The sequence below is a fragment of the Brachybacterium sp. AOP43-C2-M15 genome (assembly GCF_052446295.1).
Lineage (GTDB): Bacteria > Actinomycetota > Actinomycetes > Actinomycetales > Dermabacteraceae > Brachybacterium.
Genome location: NZ_JBQSWB010000001.1, coordinates 77961 through 96273, shown reverse-complemented (window position 1 = coordinate 96273; position 18313 = coordinate 77961). Strand labels below are relative to the sequence as shown.

The 18313-nt window shown below is 71.1% G+C and carries 14 protein-coding genes; 12 read left to right on the top strand and 2 right to left on the bottom strand.

Features of this window, described 5'->3' with window-relative positions:
* Window positions 1–4: 4 nt before the first annotated feature.
* The 4 genes from ACT3SP_RS00355 (at window position 5) to putP (ending at window position 6506) form a co-directional block, all read left to right on the top strand.
* Window positions 5–1783 carry a glycerol-3-phosphate dehydrogenase/oxidase gene (locus tag ACT3SP_RS00355; RefSeq protein WP_444585240.1) on the top strand — a complete coding sequence of 593 codons (1779 nt, stop codon included), beginning with the start codon at window positions 5–7 and terminating at the stop codon, window positions 1781–1783.
* Between the two features lie 253 nt (window positions 1784–2036).
* Window positions 2037–2759 (top strand): MIP/aquaporin family protein, encoded by a 723-nt coding sequence (locus ACT3SP_RS00350; protein ID WP_444585554.1) that lies wholly within the window; start codon window positions 2037–2039, stop codon window positions 2757–2759.
* A gap of 91 nt (window positions 2760–2850) precedes the next feature.
* On the top strand, window positions 2851–4395 hold the full coding sequence (gene glpK, locus ACT3SP_RS00345; RefSeq protein ID WP_444585239.1) for a glycerol kinase GlpK: 1545 nt from the start codon (window positions 2851–2853) through the stop codon (window positions 4393–4395).
* Window positions 4396–4961: 566 nt separating this feature from the next.
* Window positions 4962–6506, top strand: coding sequence for a sodium/proline symporter PutP (putP, locus tag ACT3SP_RS00340; protein WP_444585238.1), 1545 nt, complete (start codon window positions 4962–4964; stop codon window positions 6504–6506).
* A gap of 20 nt (window positions 6507–6526) precedes the next feature.
* Here putP and ACT3SP_RS00335 read toward each other — a convergent pair whose 3' ends face one another.
* Window positions 6527–7378: an SMP-30/gluconolactonase/LRE family protein gene (locus ACT3SP_RS00335; protein ID WP_444585237.1), complete on the bottom strand. Its 852-nt coding sequence runs from the start codon at window positions 7376–7378 to the stop codon at window positions 6527–6529.
* Between the two features lie 285 nt (window positions 7379–7663).
* Between ACT3SP_RS00335 and ACT3SP_RS00330 the strand changes: the two genes are divergently transcribed.
* From ACT3SP_RS00330 to ACT3SP_RS00315, 4 genes are read left to right on the top strand one after another with little or no spacing between them, the layout of a single operon-like run.
* Entirely contained in the window at window positions 7664–8656 is a 993-nt protein-coding gene (locus tag ACT3SP_RS00330) for a carbohydrate ABC transporter permease (protein ID WP_444585236.1), read from the top strand.
* The gene (locus ACT3SP_RS00325; RefSeq protein ID WP_444585235.1) at window positions 8653–9570 is read left to right on the top strand and encodes a carbohydrate ABC transporter permease; all 918 of its coding nucleotides are present in this window, start codon (window positions 8653–8655) and stop codon (window positions 9568–9570) included. The genes ACT3SP_RS00330 and ACT3SP_RS00325 overlap by 4 nt, the downstream gene beginning before the upstream one ends.
* A gap of 41 nt (window positions 9571–9611) precedes the next feature.
* Window positions 9612–10961 (top strand): ABC transporter substrate-binding protein, encoded by a 1350-nt coding sequence (locus tag ACT3SP_RS00320; protein WP_444585234.1) that lies wholly within the window; start codon window positions 9612–9614, stop codon window positions 10959–10961.
* Window positions 10962–11010: 49 nt separating this feature from the next.
* Window positions 11011–11565, top strand: coding sequence for a GNAT family N-acetyltransferase (locus ACT3SP_RS00315; protein ID WP_444585233.1), 555 nt, complete (start codon window positions 11011–11013; stop codon window positions 11563–11565).
* A 3-nt stretch (window positions 11566–11568) separates the two neighbouring features.
* Here ACT3SP_RS00315 and ACT3SP_RS00310 read toward each other — a convergent pair whose 3' ends face one another.
* On the bottom strand, window positions 11569–13614 hold the full coding sequence (locus tag ACT3SP_RS00310) for a glycogen debranching N-terminal domain-containing protein (RefSeq protein WP_444585232.1): 2046 nt from the start codon (window positions 13612–13614) through the stop codon (window positions 11569–11571).
* Window positions 13615–13902: 288 nt separating this feature from the next.
* Between ACT3SP_RS00310 and ACT3SP_RS00305 the strand changes: the two genes are divergently transcribed.
* From ACT3SP_RS00305 to ACT3SP_RS00290, 4 genes are all read left to right on the top strand, one after another.
* Window positions 13903–14958, top strand: coding sequence for a LacI family DNA-binding transcriptional regulator (locus ACT3SP_RS00305; RefSeq protein ID WP_444585231.1), 1056 nt, complete (start codon window positions 13903–13905; stop codon window positions 14956–14958).
* Window positions 14959–14990: 32 nt separating this feature from the next.
* Window positions 14991–16244 carry a sugar ABC transporter substrate-binding protein gene (locus tag ACT3SP_RS00300; protein ID WP_444585230.1) on the top strand — a complete coding sequence of 418 codons (1254 nt, stop codon included), beginning with the start codon at window positions 14991–14993 and terminating at the stop codon, window positions 16242–16244.
* 81 nt (window positions 16245–16325) lie between these two features.
* Window positions 16326–17408, top strand: coding sequence for a carbohydrate ABC transporter permease (locus ACT3SP_RS00295; protein WP_444585229.1), 1083 nt, complete (start codon window positions 16326–16328; stop codon window positions 17406–17408).
* On the top strand, window positions 17405–18298 hold the full coding sequence (locus tag ACT3SP_RS00290) for a carbohydrate ABC transporter permease (protein ID WP_444585228.1): 894 nt from the start codon (window positions 17405–17407) through the stop codon (window positions 18296–18298). The genes ACT3SP_RS00295 and ACT3SP_RS00290 overlap by 4 nt, the downstream gene beginning before the upstream one ends.
* The last annotated feature ends 15 nt before the right edge of the window (window positions 18299–18313 follow it).

Here is an 18313-nt window from a genome sequence, read left to right as displayed (position 1 = left end):
CCACGTGTCCGATCAGCAGCGGTCCGCCCTCACCCCCGCCGGCCGGACGGAGCATCTCGCGCGGCTGCGCCGCGCCACCGTCGAGAACCCGCTGGACGTTCTCGTCGTGGGCGGTGGCGTGAACGGCGCGGGCGCGGCCTTCGACGCCGCCACCCGCGGACTCTCCGTCGGCCTCGTCGAGGCGAGGGACTGGGCGAACGGCACCTCCGCGCGCTCCTCGAAGCTCATGCACGGCGGCCTGCGCTATCTGCAGATGCTCGACTTCCCCCTCGTCGCCGAGGCGCTGCGCGAGCGCGACCTGCTGCTCGAGCACACCGCCCCGCACCTGGTGCGACCCATCAAGTTCGTCTTCCCGTTCTTCAAGAAGGTCGTCGACCGCGCCTTCATCGGCTCCGGCGTCGCCCTCTACGACGCGATGCAGTCCGTGGGGCGCAAGCGGGCGGTGCCCTTCCACCGCCACCTCCTGCACGACCGGATGCTCGAGGTGTTCCCGGCCCTGGACGGCGAGAAGGCCGTCGGCGCGCTGGAGTACTACGACGCGCAGATGGACGACGCCCGCTTCGTGATGATGCTGGTGCGCTCCGCTGCGCAGCACGACGCGGCCGTCGCCAACTACACCACGGTCATCGGCTACCTCCACGAGGGCGAGCGCGTGATCGGTGCCCGGGTGCGGGACGAGGAGAGCGGCGAGGAGTTCGAGGTCCACGCGCGCGAGACGATCCTCGCCGGCGGCGTCTGGACCCAGGACCAGCAGGAGCTGGCCGGCGCCGAGACCGGGCTCGAGGTGCTCGCCTCCAAGGGCATCCACATCACGGTCGCGCGGGGGCGCATCCCTGCGGTCCCCGACACCGGGATCATCACCCAGACCGAGAAGTCCGTGCTGTTCATCATCCCCTGGGACGAGTACTGGGTCATCGGCACCACCGACACGCCCTGGACCCAGGACCCGCGCGACGTGGGTGCGACCAGCGACGACATCGACTACGTGCTCGAGCACGCCAATGCGGTGCTCGCCGACGACCTCCGCCGCGAGGACGTCATCGGCGTCTACTCCGGGCTGCGCCCGCTGCTGCAGCCGGTGACGAAGGCCGCGAGCAGGGGCAAGGGATCGGGCAAGGGCTCCGGGGACGGCAAGGGCTCCGCGAAGGTGTCCCGCGAGCACACCGTGATGGAGGTCGAGCCGGGCCTGACCGCGATCGCGGGCGGCAAGTACACCACCTACCGCGTGATGGCCGAGGACGTGGTCGACTTCGCGATCAAGGACTCCCAGCCCGGGCGACCGAGCCTGACCCGCTCGATCCCGGTGATCGGCGCGCAGGGATACGCCGCACTGGTGCGGGACCGGCAGGAGATCGGCCGACGGCACGGGTTCGACGAGATCCGCACGGACCGGCTCCTGTTCCGCTACGGCGCCCTGCTCGAGGACGTGCTCGCGCTGATCGACGAGGACCCCTCTCTCGGCGAGCCGCTCGAGCACGCCCCCCGCTACCTGCGGGCCGAGGTGCTCTACGCGGTGCGCGCCGAGGGCGCGCGCCACCTCGCCGACGTCCTCCAGCGCCGCACCCGCCTGGACTACGAGACCCGTGACCGCGGCGTCGACGCCGCGGTGGAGATCGCTGCGCTCGTCGGCCCCGAGCTGGGCTGGGACGACGCCGCGCGCGAGCGCGAGCTCGAGACCTACCGCGCCTTCATCGCCGCTCGCCTCGAGGGCGAGTCGACCCGCAGCGACGACCTGGCCGCGGCCTGCATCGCCGACGCTCCGGAGGTGCCCACCAGACGATGATCGACAGAGCGCCCGGAGACGAGATCCGGGAGCTCCGAGGGGCGTGCACCGTGCGCGCCCCAGCGGGCCCACCCGGGCCCGCGACCGGCCGATCGAACGGTTCCCGCCGAGTCGACGCCGCTCCACCGGGAGCGGACGACGGCTCTCGCTCCCGCGGACACGGACACAGCTGTCGCTCCGCGGATGCCAGGAACTCACGCCGGTCCCTCGATCCGCACCGACGCGGATCGGAGAGGAGAAGCACATGGAATCCATCGGAACGATCTTCCTCTCGGAGATCGCCGGCACCGCGATGCTCACGCTGCTCGGCGGCGGCGTCGTCGCCAACGTCGTCCTCGGGAAGACCAAGGGCAACAGCGGCGGCTGGCTGCTGATCAACTTCGGCTGGGGCCTCGCGGTCTTCGCCGGCGTCTGGGTCGCCTTCTCGACCGGCGCCCATCTGAACCCCGCCGTCACCATCGGCCTGTTCTCGAGCGGGGCCGAGGAGTACGCGCCCGGCATCGCCGTCGGCGTCGGCACCACCCTCGCCTACTTCCTCGCCGAGATGATCGGTGCCTTCCTCGGCGCCGTGCTCGCCTGGATGGCCTACAAGAACCATTACGACCAGGAGACCGATCCCGCGGCCATCCTGGGCACCTTCTCCACCGGCCCGGAGATCCGCAATTACGGCTGGAACCTGGTCACCGAGATCATCGCGACGTTCGTGCTGGTGTTCGTGATCCTCATGTTCGGCAACACGCCGAACGAGCTGGGTCCGCTCGCGGTCGCCCTGCTGGTGGTCGCGATCGGTGCCTCGCTCGGCGGACCGACCGGGTACGCGATCAACCCCGCGCGTGACCTCGGACCGCGACTGGCGCACGCCGTCCTGCCGATCCCGAACAAGGGCGGCTCCGACTGGGGATACTCGTGGGTGCCGATCGTCGGTCCCATGATCGGCGGCGTCCTCGCCGGCGTGGCCTCGATCCTCTACTTCTGAGCGGTCCCGCGGCGTCCCGCACCGGGCGGCACGCCGCGCGGCCCCGCCCCCTCACCCCGATCCACCCCTCATCCATGACGAAGGAGTTCTGATGAACGACGACACCATGTACATCCTGTCCATCGACCAGGGCACGACCTCGACCCGTGCGATCGTCTTCGACCACGCCGGGCAGATCGTCGCCAGCGGCCAGAAGGAGCACGAGCAGATCTTCCCCAAGTCGGGCTGGGTCGAGCACGACGCGCTCGAGATCTGGCGCAACACCCGCTCCGTGGTGGGCGAGGCCCTCACCGGCGCGGAGATCAACCGCCACCAGCTCGCGGCCGTCGGCATCACCAATCAGCGCGAGACCGCCGTGGTGTGGGACAAGGCCACCGGCGAGCCCGTGTACAACGCGATCGTCTGGCAGGACACCCGCACCCAGAAGATCTGCGACGAGCTCGCGGGCGACGAGGGCGCCGACAAGTACAAGGAGCGGGTGGGCCTGCCGCTGGCGACCTACTTCTCCGGCCCCAAGGTGAAGTGGATCCTCGACAACGTCGACGGCGTGCGCGAGCGGGCCGAGGCCGGGGAGCTGCTGTTCGGCAACACGGATGCCTGGCTGCTGTGGAACCTCACCGGCGGCGCCGAGGGCGGGGTGCACGTCACCGACGTCACCAACGCCTCGCGCACGATGCTGATGAACATCGACACCCTCGACTGGAACGAGGACATCGCGAAGGACATGGGCATCCCGCTGTCCATGCTGCCCGAGATCCGCTCCTCCTCCGAGGTGTACGGCACGGGCCGCAAGCAGGGCCTGCTCATCGACACCCCGATCGCCGGCATCCTCGGCGACCAGCAGGCCGCGACCTTCGGCCAGGCCTGCTTCGAGATCGGGATGGGCAAGAACACCTACGGGACCGGCAACTTCATGCTGGTCAACACCGGTGAGGACCTGGTGCGCAGCGAGAACGGGCTGCTGACCACCGTCGCCTACAAGATCGGTGACCAGAAGGCGGTCTACGCCCTCGAGGGCTCGGTCGCGGTCACCGGCTCGCTGGTGCAGTGGGTGCGCGACAACCTCGGGCTCATCAAGGACGCCCCGGAGATCGAGGACCTCGCCACGAAGGTCGACGACAACGGCGGGCTGTTCATCGTCCCGGCCTTCTCGGGCCTGTTCGCCCCGCACTGGCGCTCCGACGCGCGCGGCGCGATGGTGGGCATGACCCGCTTCCACAACAAGTCCCACATCGCCCGCGCGGTGCTGGAGGCCACGGCCTTCCAGTCCCGCGAGGTGCTGGACGCGGCGATCGCCGACGCCTCCGAGGACGGCGTGCAGCTCACCGAGCTGAAGGTCGACGGCGGCATGGTCATGAACGAGACCCTCATGCAGTTCCAGGCCGACATCCTCGGCGTGCCCGTGGTGCGCCCGAAGGTCATCGAGACCACCGCGCTCGGCGCCGCCTACGCGGCCGGCATCGCCGTGGGCTTCTGGGACGGCGAGCAGGACGTCATCGACAACTGGGCCGAGGACAAGCGCTGGGAGCCCCAGATGGACGAGGAGACCCGCGACCGCTACATGCGCCTGTGGAGGAAGGCCGTCGACCGCACCCTGGACTGGGTGGACGAGGACACCGAGGCGCTGTTCGGCTGAGCGGGCCGAGCGTCGCCTCGAGACCTCGACCGTGACGCAGCGCTGACCAGGGCGCGGCTGACCAGGACGCGGCTGACCAGGGCGCGGGGGGTGGCCCCCCGGGACCCCCCCCCCCCCCCCCCCGCCGCGCCCCCCCCCCCCCCCACCCACCCCACCGAGCACCCCCCCCCGCACCCCGCCCCGCCCGCCCGCCACAACCCCCACCCCCCCCCCCCCGCCCCCCCCCCGGCCCCCCGGGGCGCCCCGGGGGGGGGCCCCCCGGCCGGGGCCCCCCCGGGGCGGGGGGCCCCCCCGGCGCCACCCCGCGCCCCCTCCGCCGTGCCGGGCCCGTGTGCTGTCGGTGCCGGTGCCGGCAGCGATCCCGGGCCGGAGCCCTGCCGCGATCGGCGCTGTTCCCGCCCGGACGGCCGCGCGTGTCAGGTCACCGTCGCGCAACGAGCAGGGCGTTCCGCACCGATCCGGCGTAGGGTCGGCCGCACCTGTTCTCCCCCGCGCCCTGCTGCCGCCCGTCGGCCGCCGGGCGTGACCGTCCTTCCCCGCCCCCTCCCTGAGATCGGAGTCCCACCATGGACCTCGCCTTCAAACTGGTCGCGCTCGTCGCGTACTTCGCGGTCATGATCGGCATCGGCCTGTATGCCTTCCGCAAGACCAAGGGCGGCGAGGACTACATGCTCGGCGGCCGGCAGCTGCACCCCTTCGTCGCCGCGCTGTCGGCCGGCGCCTCGGACATGTCCGGCTGGCTGCTGATGGGCCTGCCCGGCGCGCTGTACCTCAACGGTCTGGTCGAGGCGTGGATCGCCATCGGCCTCACCGTGGGGGCCGGCCTGAACTGGATCTTCGTCGCGCCGAGACTGCGCCTGTACACGCAGATCGCCGACAACTCGATCACGGTGCCGAGCTTCTTCGGCAACCGCCTCCACGACCGCACCAACATCCTGCGCATCGCGGCAGGACTGATCATCCTGGTGTTCTTCACCTTCTACGTCTCCTCCGGCATGGTCGCCGGCGGCCTGTTCTTCCAGTCGATGTTCGGCGGCCCGTACCTCACCGGGATGCTGCTGGTGGGCGGCGTGACCATCCTCTACACCCTGTTCGGGGGCTTCCTCGGCGCCAGCTACACCGACGTGGTCCAGGGCCTGATCATGCTGGTCTCCCTGCTGCTGGTGCCGATCACGGCGATGTTCGTGGTCGGGGGGCCGACGGCGATGTTCGAGTCCGTGCGGGAGGTCGACGCGAGCTTCGGCAGCCTCGTCTCCGGCGGCACGTTCATCGGGATCCTCTCCGCCGTGGCCTGGGGGCTGGGCTACTTCGGCCAGCCCCACATCATCGTGCGGTTCATGGCGCTGCGCACCTCGCGGGATGCGAAGTACGGCACCATCGTGGGGATGACCTGGATGATCCTGTGCGTCACCGGCGCCGTCTTCACGGCGATGGCGGGCCTGGCCTACTTCCAGCAGAACCAGGACCAGTCCCTCACCGACACCACCAACGCCGAGTCCGTGTTCCTGGACCTCTCCCAGATCCTCTTCCACCCGCTGCTCGCCGGGTTCCTGCTGGCCGCGGTGCTCGCCGCGATCATGTCCACCATCTCCTCGCAGCTGATCGTCACCAGCTCGGCGCTGATCGAGGACCTGGTGGGCGGTGTCGGGATCTCGTTCACCGAGCACGCGAAGCTCTGGGGCGGCCGGATCGGCGTGCTCGGAGTCTCGATCATCGCCGTGATCCTGGCCCTGAACCCGAACAGCTCGGTCCTGGGCCTCGTCGCCTTCGCCTGGGCCGGGTTCGGCGCCGCTTTCGGCCCGATCGTGCTGCTGTCGCTGTTCTGGCGCCGCCTGACCATGGCCGGTGCCGCGGTCGGCATGGTCGCAGGTGCCGTGGTCTCCTTCGTCTGGGGTCAGTTCGAGCCGGACAAGGCGCTCGGCCTCTTCGGGGACCAGCACCTCTACGAGATCATTCCGGGCTTCCTGGTCTGCCTGGTGCTCGCGGTGGTGGTCAGCCTGGTCACCCCGCAGCCGCCGGCGAAGGCGATGGAGCAGTTCGACGACATGGTCGAGGCGCTCTCCACGGGCGAGGCCCGGGACCGCTCCGCGGAGACCTCCGCGACGTCCTGAGCGCGCCCCGCGGAGGCCGCTCAGCCGCCGAAGAGCAGCTCGGCCTCCGGACCCCGCACCCCGGGCCGGGCCGTGAACAGCGACCCGGCCGCCGGGTCCTCCCCGTCGGGGAGGTTCTCGCGGCTGGTGGTGATGAACAGCGTCGAGCGGTCGGCGCCGCCGAACGTGCAGGCCGTGACCTGGCGGGCGTCGACCTCGACCCGCTCGGCCACCGCACCTCGCGGATCGAGGCCGAGGACCTGCGATCCCCCGTGCATCGCCACCCACACGTTCCCCTCGTCGTCGAGGCAGAGCCCGTCGGGGCTCCCTTCCTGGTCGCCGAGGTCCGCGAAGGGGCGGCGACCGACGAGACCGTCCTCGTCGGACCAGTCGAACAGGTCCACCCGACCGGTGGGGGTGTCGACGTAGTAGGCGAGCGACCCGTCGGCGGAGAAGGCGAGCCCGTTGGAGATCGTGAGGTCGCCGAACAGGCGGGTGGTGGTGCCGTCGGGCAGCAGGCGCCACATCGCGGCCGCCCCGGGCCGCTGGTCGTAGGCCATCGAGCCGCACAGGAACGAGCCGTCCGGCGCGACCGCGCCCTCGTTCATCCGCACCTCCTCGCTCCACAGCGGCGGGAGCGCGGCGATCGAGCCGTCGGCGTCCTCGAGCGCGAAGCCCTTCTCGAGCGCGAGCACCGCGCCGCCGCTCGAGGCCGGGCGCACGCAGGCCACGACCGGGCTCGGAGTGGGCAGGCGCGCCACCGCGCCCTCGTCGTCGAGATGCAGGACGTCCCCGGCGAGCATGTCCACCCAGCGCAGTCCGCCCCAGGTGTCCGACCACCAGGGCCCTTCGGCATGGTGGCTGAGCGATCCGGTGAGTCGATCGGCGTGCATGGGAACCTCCGGTTCCGGGCGCGGGTGCGCTGTGCCCGGGGCGGGGCCGACGGGCGCAGCGCCGGTGACGTCCCCACCGTACGCCGCGCGGGGGCGGCCCGAGATCCGACCTGCGCAGCGCGGTGCCCCGCTCTGCGGCGCCCGCGGGCCGGCCCGGCAGTACGCGACGACCCGCCTCGGCGGCCGCAAAGTGCGACAGCGGCCTGCGGAACATGGTCATAATGGGCACTAGCCGGGGGCACCGAGGCCGTCGGCGGCATTCACCCTTGACCGAATGAGCACCCCATGACCGATTCCCCGAGTCGGGGCCAGGGCACCGATGCCCCGCCGACGTCGAGGCCGGACCCGTCCGTCGGCACCGCCGATCCGTCGGCCCGCCCCGTGCCGAGGCGCCGCCGCATGAGCCGACGCGCCCGTCGCGACGCCCTCGTCTTCCTCGCCTTCGCCACACCGAACCTGGTGCTGATCGCGATGTTCACCTATCGCCCGCTGTTCCTGAACATCCAGTACTCGATGCTGGACTGGACCCTCGGCTCGCGCACCGCGACCTTCATCGGGCTGGACAACTACATCGAGTTCTTCACCTCCGACGCAGGCCTGACCAGCCTGCGCATCACCGCGATCTTCACCCTCCTCACGGTGGGCGGGGCGATGGTGCTCGGGCTGCTGATCGCCCTCGCGCTGAACGTCGACATCCCCGGCCGCACCGTCGCCCGCTCGGCGGTGTTCGCGCCCTACGTGCTCTCGGGCGTGGGCGTCGGGCTGGTGTGGCTGTTCATCTTCGACCCGAACTTCGGCGTGCTCGCCTGGATCCTGCGCCAGATGGGTCTCGGCAGCCCGCAGTGGTTTCTCGACCCGGACATGTCGCTGGTCATGGTGATCATCGTGTACGTCTGGAAGAACCTCGGCTACTGCGCGATCGTCTACCTGGGCGGGCTGCAGTCCCTCTCCCAGGACGTCATGCAGGCCGCGCAGCTCGACGGCGCCGGCGCCGTGCGCCGCTTCTTCAGCATCTCGCTGCCGCTGCTCTCGCCGACCACGTTCTTCCTGCTGATCACCACCACCCTGAACAGCCTGCAGGCCTTCGACCTGCTGCGGATCATGACCCCCACCGGTCGCGGCACCAACACCATGATCTTCGAGTCCTACCTGCAGGCCTTCGGCGGCTACTCCCGGGCCGGGTACTCGGCCACGATCTCGGTGCTGCTGTTCGTCATCCTCATCGTCATGACGGTCGCCCAGATCCTCTTCGTCGAGAAGAAGGTGCACTACTCATGAGCACACCCACCCTCCAGGACCCCGCGCCGGGCGGCACCGACCGCCCCGCACCCCGGGCGCGGAACAACGGACCGTTCTCGCGCGCGAACCTCTGGGCGACGCTCACCGGCGGCTACCTGCCCCTGGTGGTCGCGACCCTCGTGATGGTGCTGCCGCTGCTGTGGATGATGATCAGCTCGCTCAAGGCACCGCAGGAGATCCTCTCCACGAGTCTCGTGGTGCTGCCGGAGAGCCCGTCGCTGTCGAACTACGAGGCGGCGTGGAACTCGGTGCCGATCCCGCGGTTCTTCCTCAACTCCGTCATCGTCACCACGATCGGCTCGAGCATCAAGGTGCTGCTGGCGATCTTCACCGCCTACGCGCTGGTGTTCGTGCGCTTCCCCTTCAAGAAGGTCATCTTCGTGCTGATCCTGGTGGCGCTCATGGTGCCGCCGCAGGTCTCGATCCTGCCCAACTACGTGCTGATCGCCGGGCTGGGCGGGGTGAACACCTACTGGGGCATCATCCTGCCGGGCCTGGGCACCGCCTTCGGCACCTTCCTGCTGCGACAGTTCTTCATGACGATCCCGCCGACCATGCTCGAGGCGGCCGAGATCGACGGCGCCGGGCACCTGCGCACCCTGTTCTCGGTGGTGGTGCCGATCTCGGTCCCGACGGTCGCGACCGTCGCCCTGGTCACGATCGTCACCGAGTGGAACGACTACATCTGGCCGCTGATCATCACCTCCGAGGCCAGCCGGATGACCCTCCCGGTGGGCCTGACGGCCCTGAGCAACTCCGAGGGCAACACCGGCGCCGGCTGGGGCATCCTCATGGCCGGCACGGTGCTGGTGATCGCCCCCGTCCTGATCGTCTTCGCGATGCTGCAGCGGCACATCGTCTCCGGCCTCACCCAAGGCAGCGTCACCGGCTGACGCAGTCGCGTCCGTCCCACCACCCCGAAAGGATCGCTCCCATGAGCAGCTCACTTCATCTTCCCCGTCGTCTCCGCCGACGCTCCCTGCTGGGTCTCGGCGTCGCCGGTGCCGGTGCGCTGGGCCTCGCGGCCTGCGGAGGCCCCGACGTCGGCGGCGAGGGCGGCGGCGACGAGGAGCTCGACCTCGACTTCGACGGCGTCGAGCCCGCCACCTCGATCGACTTCTGGACCAGCCACCCCGGCGGCTCCCAGGAGGTCGAGGCGGAGCTCCTGGCCGCCTTCACCGAGGAGTCGGGCATCGAGGTCAACCAGGTGACCGCCGGCTCGAACTACGAGGAGATCGCCCAGCGCTTCCAGACCGCGCAGGCCGCCAACTCCGGGCTCCCCGCCGCCGTGGTGCTCTCGGACGTGTGGTGGTTCCGCTACTACATCAACGGCAACATCATCCCGATCGACACCCTCGTCGAGCAGCTCGGGATCGACATCTCGGACTACCGCGACTCGCTGGTCGAGGACTACCAGTACGCCGACCAGCAGTGGGCCCTGCCCTACGGTCGCTCCACGCCGCTGTTCTACTTCAACAAGGACCACTTCTCCGAGGCCGGGCTGCCCGACCGGGCCCCCGAGACCTGGGAGGAGTTCGAGGAGTGGGCACCGGAGCTCACGCAGGGCGAGACCGCGTACATGTACCCGGACCTCGCCGGCTACGCCGGCTGGACCCTGCAGAACGTGCTGTGGGGCAACGGCGCCGCATGGTCCGAGGAATGGGAGATCACCTGCAACTCCCCGGAGGCCGTCGAGGCGCTGCAGTGGGTGCAGGACTCGGTGTTCTCGAACGGCTGGGCGCAGGTCGCCTCGAGCGACTCGGCCGACACCTTCGCCGCCGGCGTGTGCTCGACGACCATCGCCTCGACCGGCTCGCTCGTGGGCGTGCTGGAGTCCGCGTCGTTCGACGTGGGAGTGGGCTTCCTGCCGGGCGGACCCGTCGACGGCCCCGTCTGCCCGACGGGCGGCGCGGGTCTGGGCATCCCCGCCGCGATCAGCAAGGAGGAGCAGCTCGCCGGCGCCATGCTGATCGAGTTCATGGGCCGCCCCGAGTCCACGGTCTCGTTCTCCGCCGCCACCGGCTACATGCCGGTGCGCAAGAGCGCGGACCTCACCGAGCTCACCGCCGAGACCCCGGAGATCCAGACCGCGGTCGACCAGCTGGACCAGACCAAGCCGCAGGACTTCGCGCGCGTGTTCCTGCCCGGCGCGGACCAGGAGATGGCCGAGGCGATCGCCTCGATCGTCACCACCGAGGGCGACGTCCAGGAGGCGATGGACGGTCTCCAGGAGACGCTCGAAGGGATCTACACCAAGGAGATCGAGCCCAAGCTGTCGGAATGAGGGACCAGGTGGGTCGCTGGGACGGGCTGACCGCGACTCCGGGAGGACCATGACCGTCGAGATCCGCCGGACCCGTGCGGGCGACGAGGAGAGCTGGCTGCGCTGTCGAGCGCTGTCCTTCCTCGGCACCTGCTACTACGACGACGTGTGGACCGGGCGCCCGGTGAGCCCCGCGGTGCAGCTCGTGGCCGTCGACGCCGAGCTGGTCGTGGGGATCCTCGACGTCGAGATCGAGGGCGACCTCGCGACGATCGACACCGTGGCGGTGCATCCGGACCACGGGAACCGGGGGATCGCCTCCGCGCTGCTCTCCCGTGCTCTGAGCGAGCTCGGCGAGGAGGTCACGACGCTCGACGCCTGGACCCGGGAGGACGAGCCCGCTCTGCGGTGGTATCGCCGGCACGGGTTCACGGAATCCGATCACTACCTGCACGTCTACAAGAGCTGGAGGGATCCGGCCGACGGATGGGCCTCTCCCGCGCCTCTGACCGCCCCCGTGACCGCCTTCTGCCACGCGGACCGGCGGGACGAGGCCGAGCTGCGCGCCCGGTACGAGCGGGTGTACGTGTGTCGACGCGTCAGCAGACCTGTCACCTCGCGATGACCCTCAGAGCACGCCGAGGGCCTGGGCCACCGGGACCGCGGAGGCGGCAGCCCAGGCCTGCGGGCGGCAGGAGGCGGGGTAGGGCACGGGCCGGCGCACCGACTCCGTGCCTTCGCCGCTGAACAGCTCCGGCAGGCGCAGCTCGAAGCCGTCGGCCGCCCGGAGCAGGCCGCGGGCGAGGACCTCCGCCTCCGCCGGGAAGCCGCTGCGCAGCAGGGCACGCAGGATGTAGCCGGTGTCGTGGGTCCAGACGCTGCCGCCGTGGTACCGCAGTGGCCCGTAGCCGCCGTTAGTCGTGGACAGGGTGCGGATCCCGAAGCCGGAGAACATGCTGGGGTGCAGCAGCCGGTCCACCACGATCCGCTCCTGGGCGGCATCGAGCAGCCCGGTGCCCAGCAGGTGCCCCATGTTCGAGGCCACCCCGTCCACCGGTCGCTTCGCCCCGTCGAGGGCCAGGGCGGGGTAGGGGCCCAGCTCGTCCTCGCACCAGAAGGCGGCGTGGAAGCGCTCCTTCAGGCGCTCGGCCCAGGCGCGCAGGCTCGCGGGGAGGCCGACGTCCGTTGCGGGGGCGCCGCCCGCGAGCAGGTCCGCCGCGTGGAGGGCGGCGGCGTAGGCGTATCCCTGCACCTCGGCGAGGGCGATGGTGCCCTCGGCGAGCGAGCCGTCGGCGAAGCGGATCGAGTCCCCGGAGTCCTTCCATCCCTGATTGACCAGCCCGTGCCCGGACTCGTCGATGTACTCCAGCAGTCCGTCGCCGTCGGCGTCGGCATGCTCGAGCAGCCAGATCGCGGCCGCCTCGAGGGAGGGACGCAGCTCGTGGAGGACCTCGTCCCCGAGCCCGGCGACACGGGCATCGTGCAGCAGCTCGATCCACAGCGGGGTCGCGTCGATGGTGCCGTAGTAGACCGGGGGCAGGTGCGCATCGGTCATCTCCATCCCGGCCGCGCGCACCTCGTGGAGGATCTTGCCGGGCTGCTGCGCGGTCTCGACCTCCCGCACGGTGCCCTGCCGGCGGGCGAGGGTGCGCAGGGTGGTCTCGGCGATGCGGGCATCCACGGGCAGGGTGAGGGAGGCGGCGATCAGCGAGTCGCGGCCGAAGAGGGTGAGGAACCAGGGCGCGCCCGCAGCGAAGAACGCCTGTGAGGGGTCGCCGGGGATCTGCAGACGCAGGGCGTCGAGGTCCGAGAGCGAGCGCTCCAGCAGCTCGCGGGCGGCGCGGTGCTCGGGGGAGGCGGCCGACGGGGCGGTGCTCCCGACGGCCTCGACCGTCGGCAGCGCAGGGCGTGCGGCCTCCGTCTCCGCGTCCACCGGGGCGAAGGGGACGGCCGGGTCGGAGAGCACGAGCTGCCAGGCTGCCGTGGCCTCCCCGCCGGGCGGGACCTCGAGGTCGAGGTGCCAGGTCACGAGGGGGCCGACGGGGGCGTCGGGATCGAGGGCGTCGGTGGTGCGGAGGGTGCCGTGCACCGCGCCGCTGCCGTCCTGCAGCACCAGCCGGGCCGCGCCGCCCTCGTCGCCGATCCGCCACCGTGCGACGCGGCCCTCCGGCGCGGCGTCCGGGCGCACCTCGCCCGCCTCCGCGAGCAGCCGCGGATCCTTCACGGCGGACATCGACGCCCCGTCGGTGATCAGCTCGTAGCGCAGCCGCAGTCGGCGGGGACGGTCGTCGTCGGAGACGAGGCGGAGCTCCTCGGTGATCCCCCCGGCCCCGGCGCGGCGGAGTCGGTGGAGGGTCAGCAGCGGATCGACGACGCCGTCCGCGAGGGAGACCACGTCGCGGAACTCGGCCTCCCTGGCGGAGCGGACCTGCGCCCCGAGCGGCGAGAGGTCCGCGCCCTCCGCGGTGCACCGCAGGTCGGAGACCACCCGGGTGTCGCCGAGGTAGATGCCCTCGGCACCGAGGCCGTGCAGCGCCCCGTCGGTCCGCGACCAGGCCTGGACCGGCGCGTGGAAGACGCCGACCAGGTCGTGCACGAACGGCTGGTGGCGCTGCAGGGGGCGGTCGGTGCTCGGCGCCGCGGGGGTCGTCGTGAGGGAGCTGGGGGAGGGCATCGGGGTCTCCGATCCTGGCGGACGTTGCGCGTCGCCGGTGGCGGGTGACGGGTTGGGTCGGCCGCGGCACTCTCGAGGGCCGGGCCTGCTTCCGACGATGATGACATCTCCCTGTTGATCGATCAAACTCCGTGGTGGTACATTTTGGATCGATCAACAGCGAGGGCGGCGCCACGGCCCGTCCCGGGTCCCCGGGGCGACGGAGTACGCGGGGACCGCACGACCGCCACGGGGCGAGGCCGCTCCGGACGCGAGGCCACGGAGGCCCCGCAGAGAGGAGCGTCGCCGATGGACACGGCAGCAGGCCCCGGCTCCGCCCGGCCGCAGAAGCCCACCCTGAACTCGATCGCGCGAGCCACGGGTGTCTCGCGGCAGACGGTCTCGAACGTGCTCAACGACCCCGCGCGCGTCGCCGAGCCGACCCTCTCGCAGGTCCGCGAGGAGATCCGCCGCGTCGGCTACCGGCCGAGCGCCGCCGCCCGACAGCTGCGCACCCGACGCTCCCAGCTGCTCGGCTTCCGCATGCGGGAGACGCCCGACGGCATCAACGGCTCGATCCACGACCGCCTGCTGCATGCCCTGACCGCCCGTGCGCATCAGCGCGGATACTCCCTCCTCGTCTTCGCGGCAGGTGACGATCACGAGGAGATCGTCGCCTATCAGGAGCTGCTCGACACCAACATGCTCGACGGCTTCCTGCTCACCGACACCAACCACGGCGACCGCCGCAGTGACTGGCTGCAGGAGCACCGCATCCCCTTCGTCGCCTTCGGCCGTCCGTGGGGACGGGACGACGCCGCGACGGACCGCAGTCACGACTGGATCGACATCGACGGCGGAGCGGGGACCGAAGCGGCTGTCGACAGTCTCGTCGAGGGCGGCGCACGTCGCATCGGATTCCTCGGCTGGCCCGTCGGTTCCGGGGCCGGGGACGACCGCTTCGAGGGCTACCGCCGCGCCTGCGCGGGAAGGGGACTGCCTGCCGACCTCGTCGAACGGCGCGAGGACGGCTTCGAATCAGGCGCCGACGCGACCGCACACCTGCTCGAGCGGGACGTCGACGCTCTCGTGTGCGTCTCCGACTCCCTCGCCCTGGGGGCGCTCGCCCAGCTGCGCGGACGTGGCAGACGCGATCTCATGGACCGGCTCATCGGCTTCGACGACACGCCCGTGGCCCGAGCCGTCGGGCTCTCGAGCGTGGACCAGCCCATCGAGGAGTCCGCCCACCGCATGGTCGACCTGCTGGTCCACCGCATCGAGCACCCCACAGCAGAGCCGCCCACCACCCCCCGCGAGCTGCTCACCCCGACCGTGCGTCGGCGCCGCTCGTCCGCCACCGCCTGACCCTGCTCCGACCACCGATCGAGGAGATCATCATGTCGACCACCCCCACCCTCTCGCGCCGACGGGCTCTCGGCCTGGCGACCCTGCCCGCCCTCGGACTCGGCCTGGCCGCCTGCGGCGGCAGCGGCTTCGAGGACGATCCCGCCGCCGGCGGCAGCGACGGCGGGGGACAGGGCCTGACCGTGCTCATCGGCTCCTCGGGGGACGCCGAGACCGCCGCCGTGAAGGACGCCGTCGCCGCCTGGGCCGAGGAGTCCGGCACCGAGACCGAGGTCCTGGTCGCCTCCGACCTCAACCAGCAGCTGTCCCAGGGCTTCGCCTCGGGCTCGCCGGCGGACGTCTTCTACCTGTCCACGGATGCGCTGGCGGGCTACGCCGCCAACGGATCCCTCGCGCCCTACGGGGACGACGTCGAGAACACCGGGGACTTCTACCCGGCGCTGATCGAGGCCTTCACCCTCGAGGACCACCTCTACGGCCTGCCCAAGGACGTCTCGACCCTCGCTCTGCTGATCAACACCGACCTCTGGGAGGCCGCCGGGCTCACCGAGGACGACATCCCCACCGACTGGGACCAGCTCGCCGACGTCGCCGAGCGCGCCGCCTCCGACGGGGTGGCGGGGCTGACGATGAGCACCGAGTACCAGCGCATCGGCGCGTTCATGGCCGCTGCCGGGGGCGAGCTGGTGACCGATGGCGCCGCCACCGCGGACTCGCCCGAGAATGTCGAGGCCCTCGAATACGTCCAGTCCCTCGCCGAGAGCGGGGCGCTGGTGTTCGCCGCGGACCTCGGTGCGGGCTGGGGCGGGGAGGCCTTCGGAGCGGGCTCCGCGGTCATGGTCGTCGAGGGGAACTGGATCACCGGGGCGATGGCCAACGACTACCCGGACGTCCCCTATCGCGTGGTGGAGATGCCCGCCGGCCCCGCCGGGAAGGGGACGCTGCAGTTCACGAACGCGTGGGGCGTCGCGGCGGACTCCCCGAACCAGGACGCGGCGGTCGCGCTGATCACCCACCTCGTCGGCGCGGAGCAGCAGATGGAGTTCGCCCGCGCCTTCGGCCCGATGCCCTCGGTCACCGCGATCGCCGACCAGTGGGGCGAGGAGTTCCCCGATCAGGCGGCGTTCCTCGCGGGCGCCGAGTATGCGATGAACCCGCCCTCGGAGGCCGGCACCGCGGACGTGATCGCCGACCTCAACGCCCAGCTCGAGACACTCTCGAGCGCGGACGCGGCCGCGATCCTCGAGTCCGTGCAGACCAACCTCGAGGCCGTGCTCGACTCCTGAGCAGACGGGCGATGCCCGCTCGGGGCCCGCCCCCGGCACCCTCGTCGTCCAGCTCCCCGTCCCGTCCCCGGAAGGATCCCCATGTCTGCACGTGCACGTGCCCGCGCCGGGCGTGATGCCACCGCCGGGTGGCTGTTCACGCTGCCCATCATCCTCATCCTGGGTCTGTTCCTGGTGGTCCCCGTGCTCATGGCCGCCTGGGTGAGCGTCTCGGACTGGACCGGCCGCGGCAGCCCTTTCTCCTCCGGCGTCAGCTTCATCGGGGCGCAGAACTACCAGCAGATCCTCGCCGAGCCCGGGCTCCAGCAGCGGGACTTCGGGATCTCGCTGCGCAACAACCTCTACTACGTCCTGCTGGTGGTGCCTCTGCAGACGGTGCTCTCCCTGCTGCTGGCCAGCGTCGTGAACCGCCGTGCGATGAAGGGAGTGGGGTTCTTCCGCACCGCCTTCTACTTCCCCTCGGTGACCTCTGCGGTCGCGATCACCGTGCTGTGGCTGTTCCTGTTCTCGGCGACCGGTCCGGTGAACAGGCTGATCTCCTTCGTGGGCCTCGACGGCCCCAACTGGTTCCAGGACCCGCGCGGGGTGATCCATGTGATCGCCGGCTGGTTCGGTCTGGAGTCCGCCCCGTCGGCCTTCGGAGACCCCGCGGCCCTCGGGGTCACCGGCTGGGAGTGGCTGGCCGGCCCGTCGGTCGCGATGTCGGCCTTGATCCTGATGGCGGTGTTCACCACCTCCGGCACCTTCATGCTGCTGTTCCTCGCAGCGCTGCAGGCGCTGGACCCCGAGGTCGACGAGGCGGCGACGATGGACGGAGCGGGCCGCGTCCAGCGGTTCCTCCGGATCACCGTGCCGCAGCTGCGCCCGACGATCTTCACGGTGGTCACGCTCGGGCTCATCGGGACCTGGCAGGTCTTCGACCAGATCTACACCGGCACCCAGGGCGGGCCCTCCAAGACCACCCTGACCCCCGCGTACCTGTCCTACACCGCGGCCTTCGAGGGCCAGCGCTGGGGACAGGGCGCCGCGATCTCCTTCATCCTCTTCTTCATCATCGTCACGCTGACGCTGCTGCAGCGGTGGGCGCTGCGCGAGCGGGACGGCTCCGGCCGCCGCCGACGTCCCCGGGCGACGGCCACGACCGCGGAAGGAGCCAGCGCATGAGCGCCACCGCACCCACCTCCGCGCCGCGAGCGTCCGGCCGCGGCACCGCCTGGCGCGACCGGCTCCGACCCGGGTCCGGCAGCGGCGGGATGTACCTGCTGCTCGCCGTGCTCGCCCTGATCTACATCTATCCCTTCCTGGTGCAGGTCGCCACGAGCTTCAAGACAGATGCCGAGGCCGCGCAGTCCCCGCTGTCGCTGGTGCCGTCGAGCTGGACCGTGACGGCCTACGTGCGGCTGTTCGCCCACTCCGACTTCCCCACCTGGGCGGCGAACTCCTTCATCGTCACGGTGATCGTCACCCTGGGCCGGGTGTTCTTCAACTCGCTGGCCGGCTACGCGCTGGCCCGTCTCGACTTCCGGGGGCGAGGGCTGGTGTTCGCGCTGCTGGTGGCGGTGATGGCGGTGCCGGGAGTGGTGCTGCTGATCCCGCGCTTCCTGGTGATCAACTCGCTGGGCATCTACGACAGCTACGCCGGCATGGCCCTGCCGCTGCTCGCCGACGCCACGGGGGTGTTCATCATGAAGAACTTCTTCGAGTCGATCCCGCGCTCCGTCGAGGAGCAGGCGAAGATCGACGGGGCGAGCACCTTCCGCACCTTCTGGTCGATCGTCCTGCCGATGGCCACACCGGCGCTGATGACGATCGTGATCCTGTCCTTCCAGGGATCCTGGAACGAGCTGAACCACTTCATCGTCTCCACCCAGAGCCCGCAGCTCACGACGCTCACCAAGGGTGTCGCTCAGCTCGCCTCCGGGCAGCTCTCACAGGGCAGCCAGTACCCGCTCAAGCTGGCCGCCGCCGCGCTGATGACGGTGCCGGTGATGATCGTCTTCCTGATCTTCCAGCGCCGGATCATGAACGTCTCGTCTGGAGCCGTGAAGGGCTGACGGGCGGTGGGACCG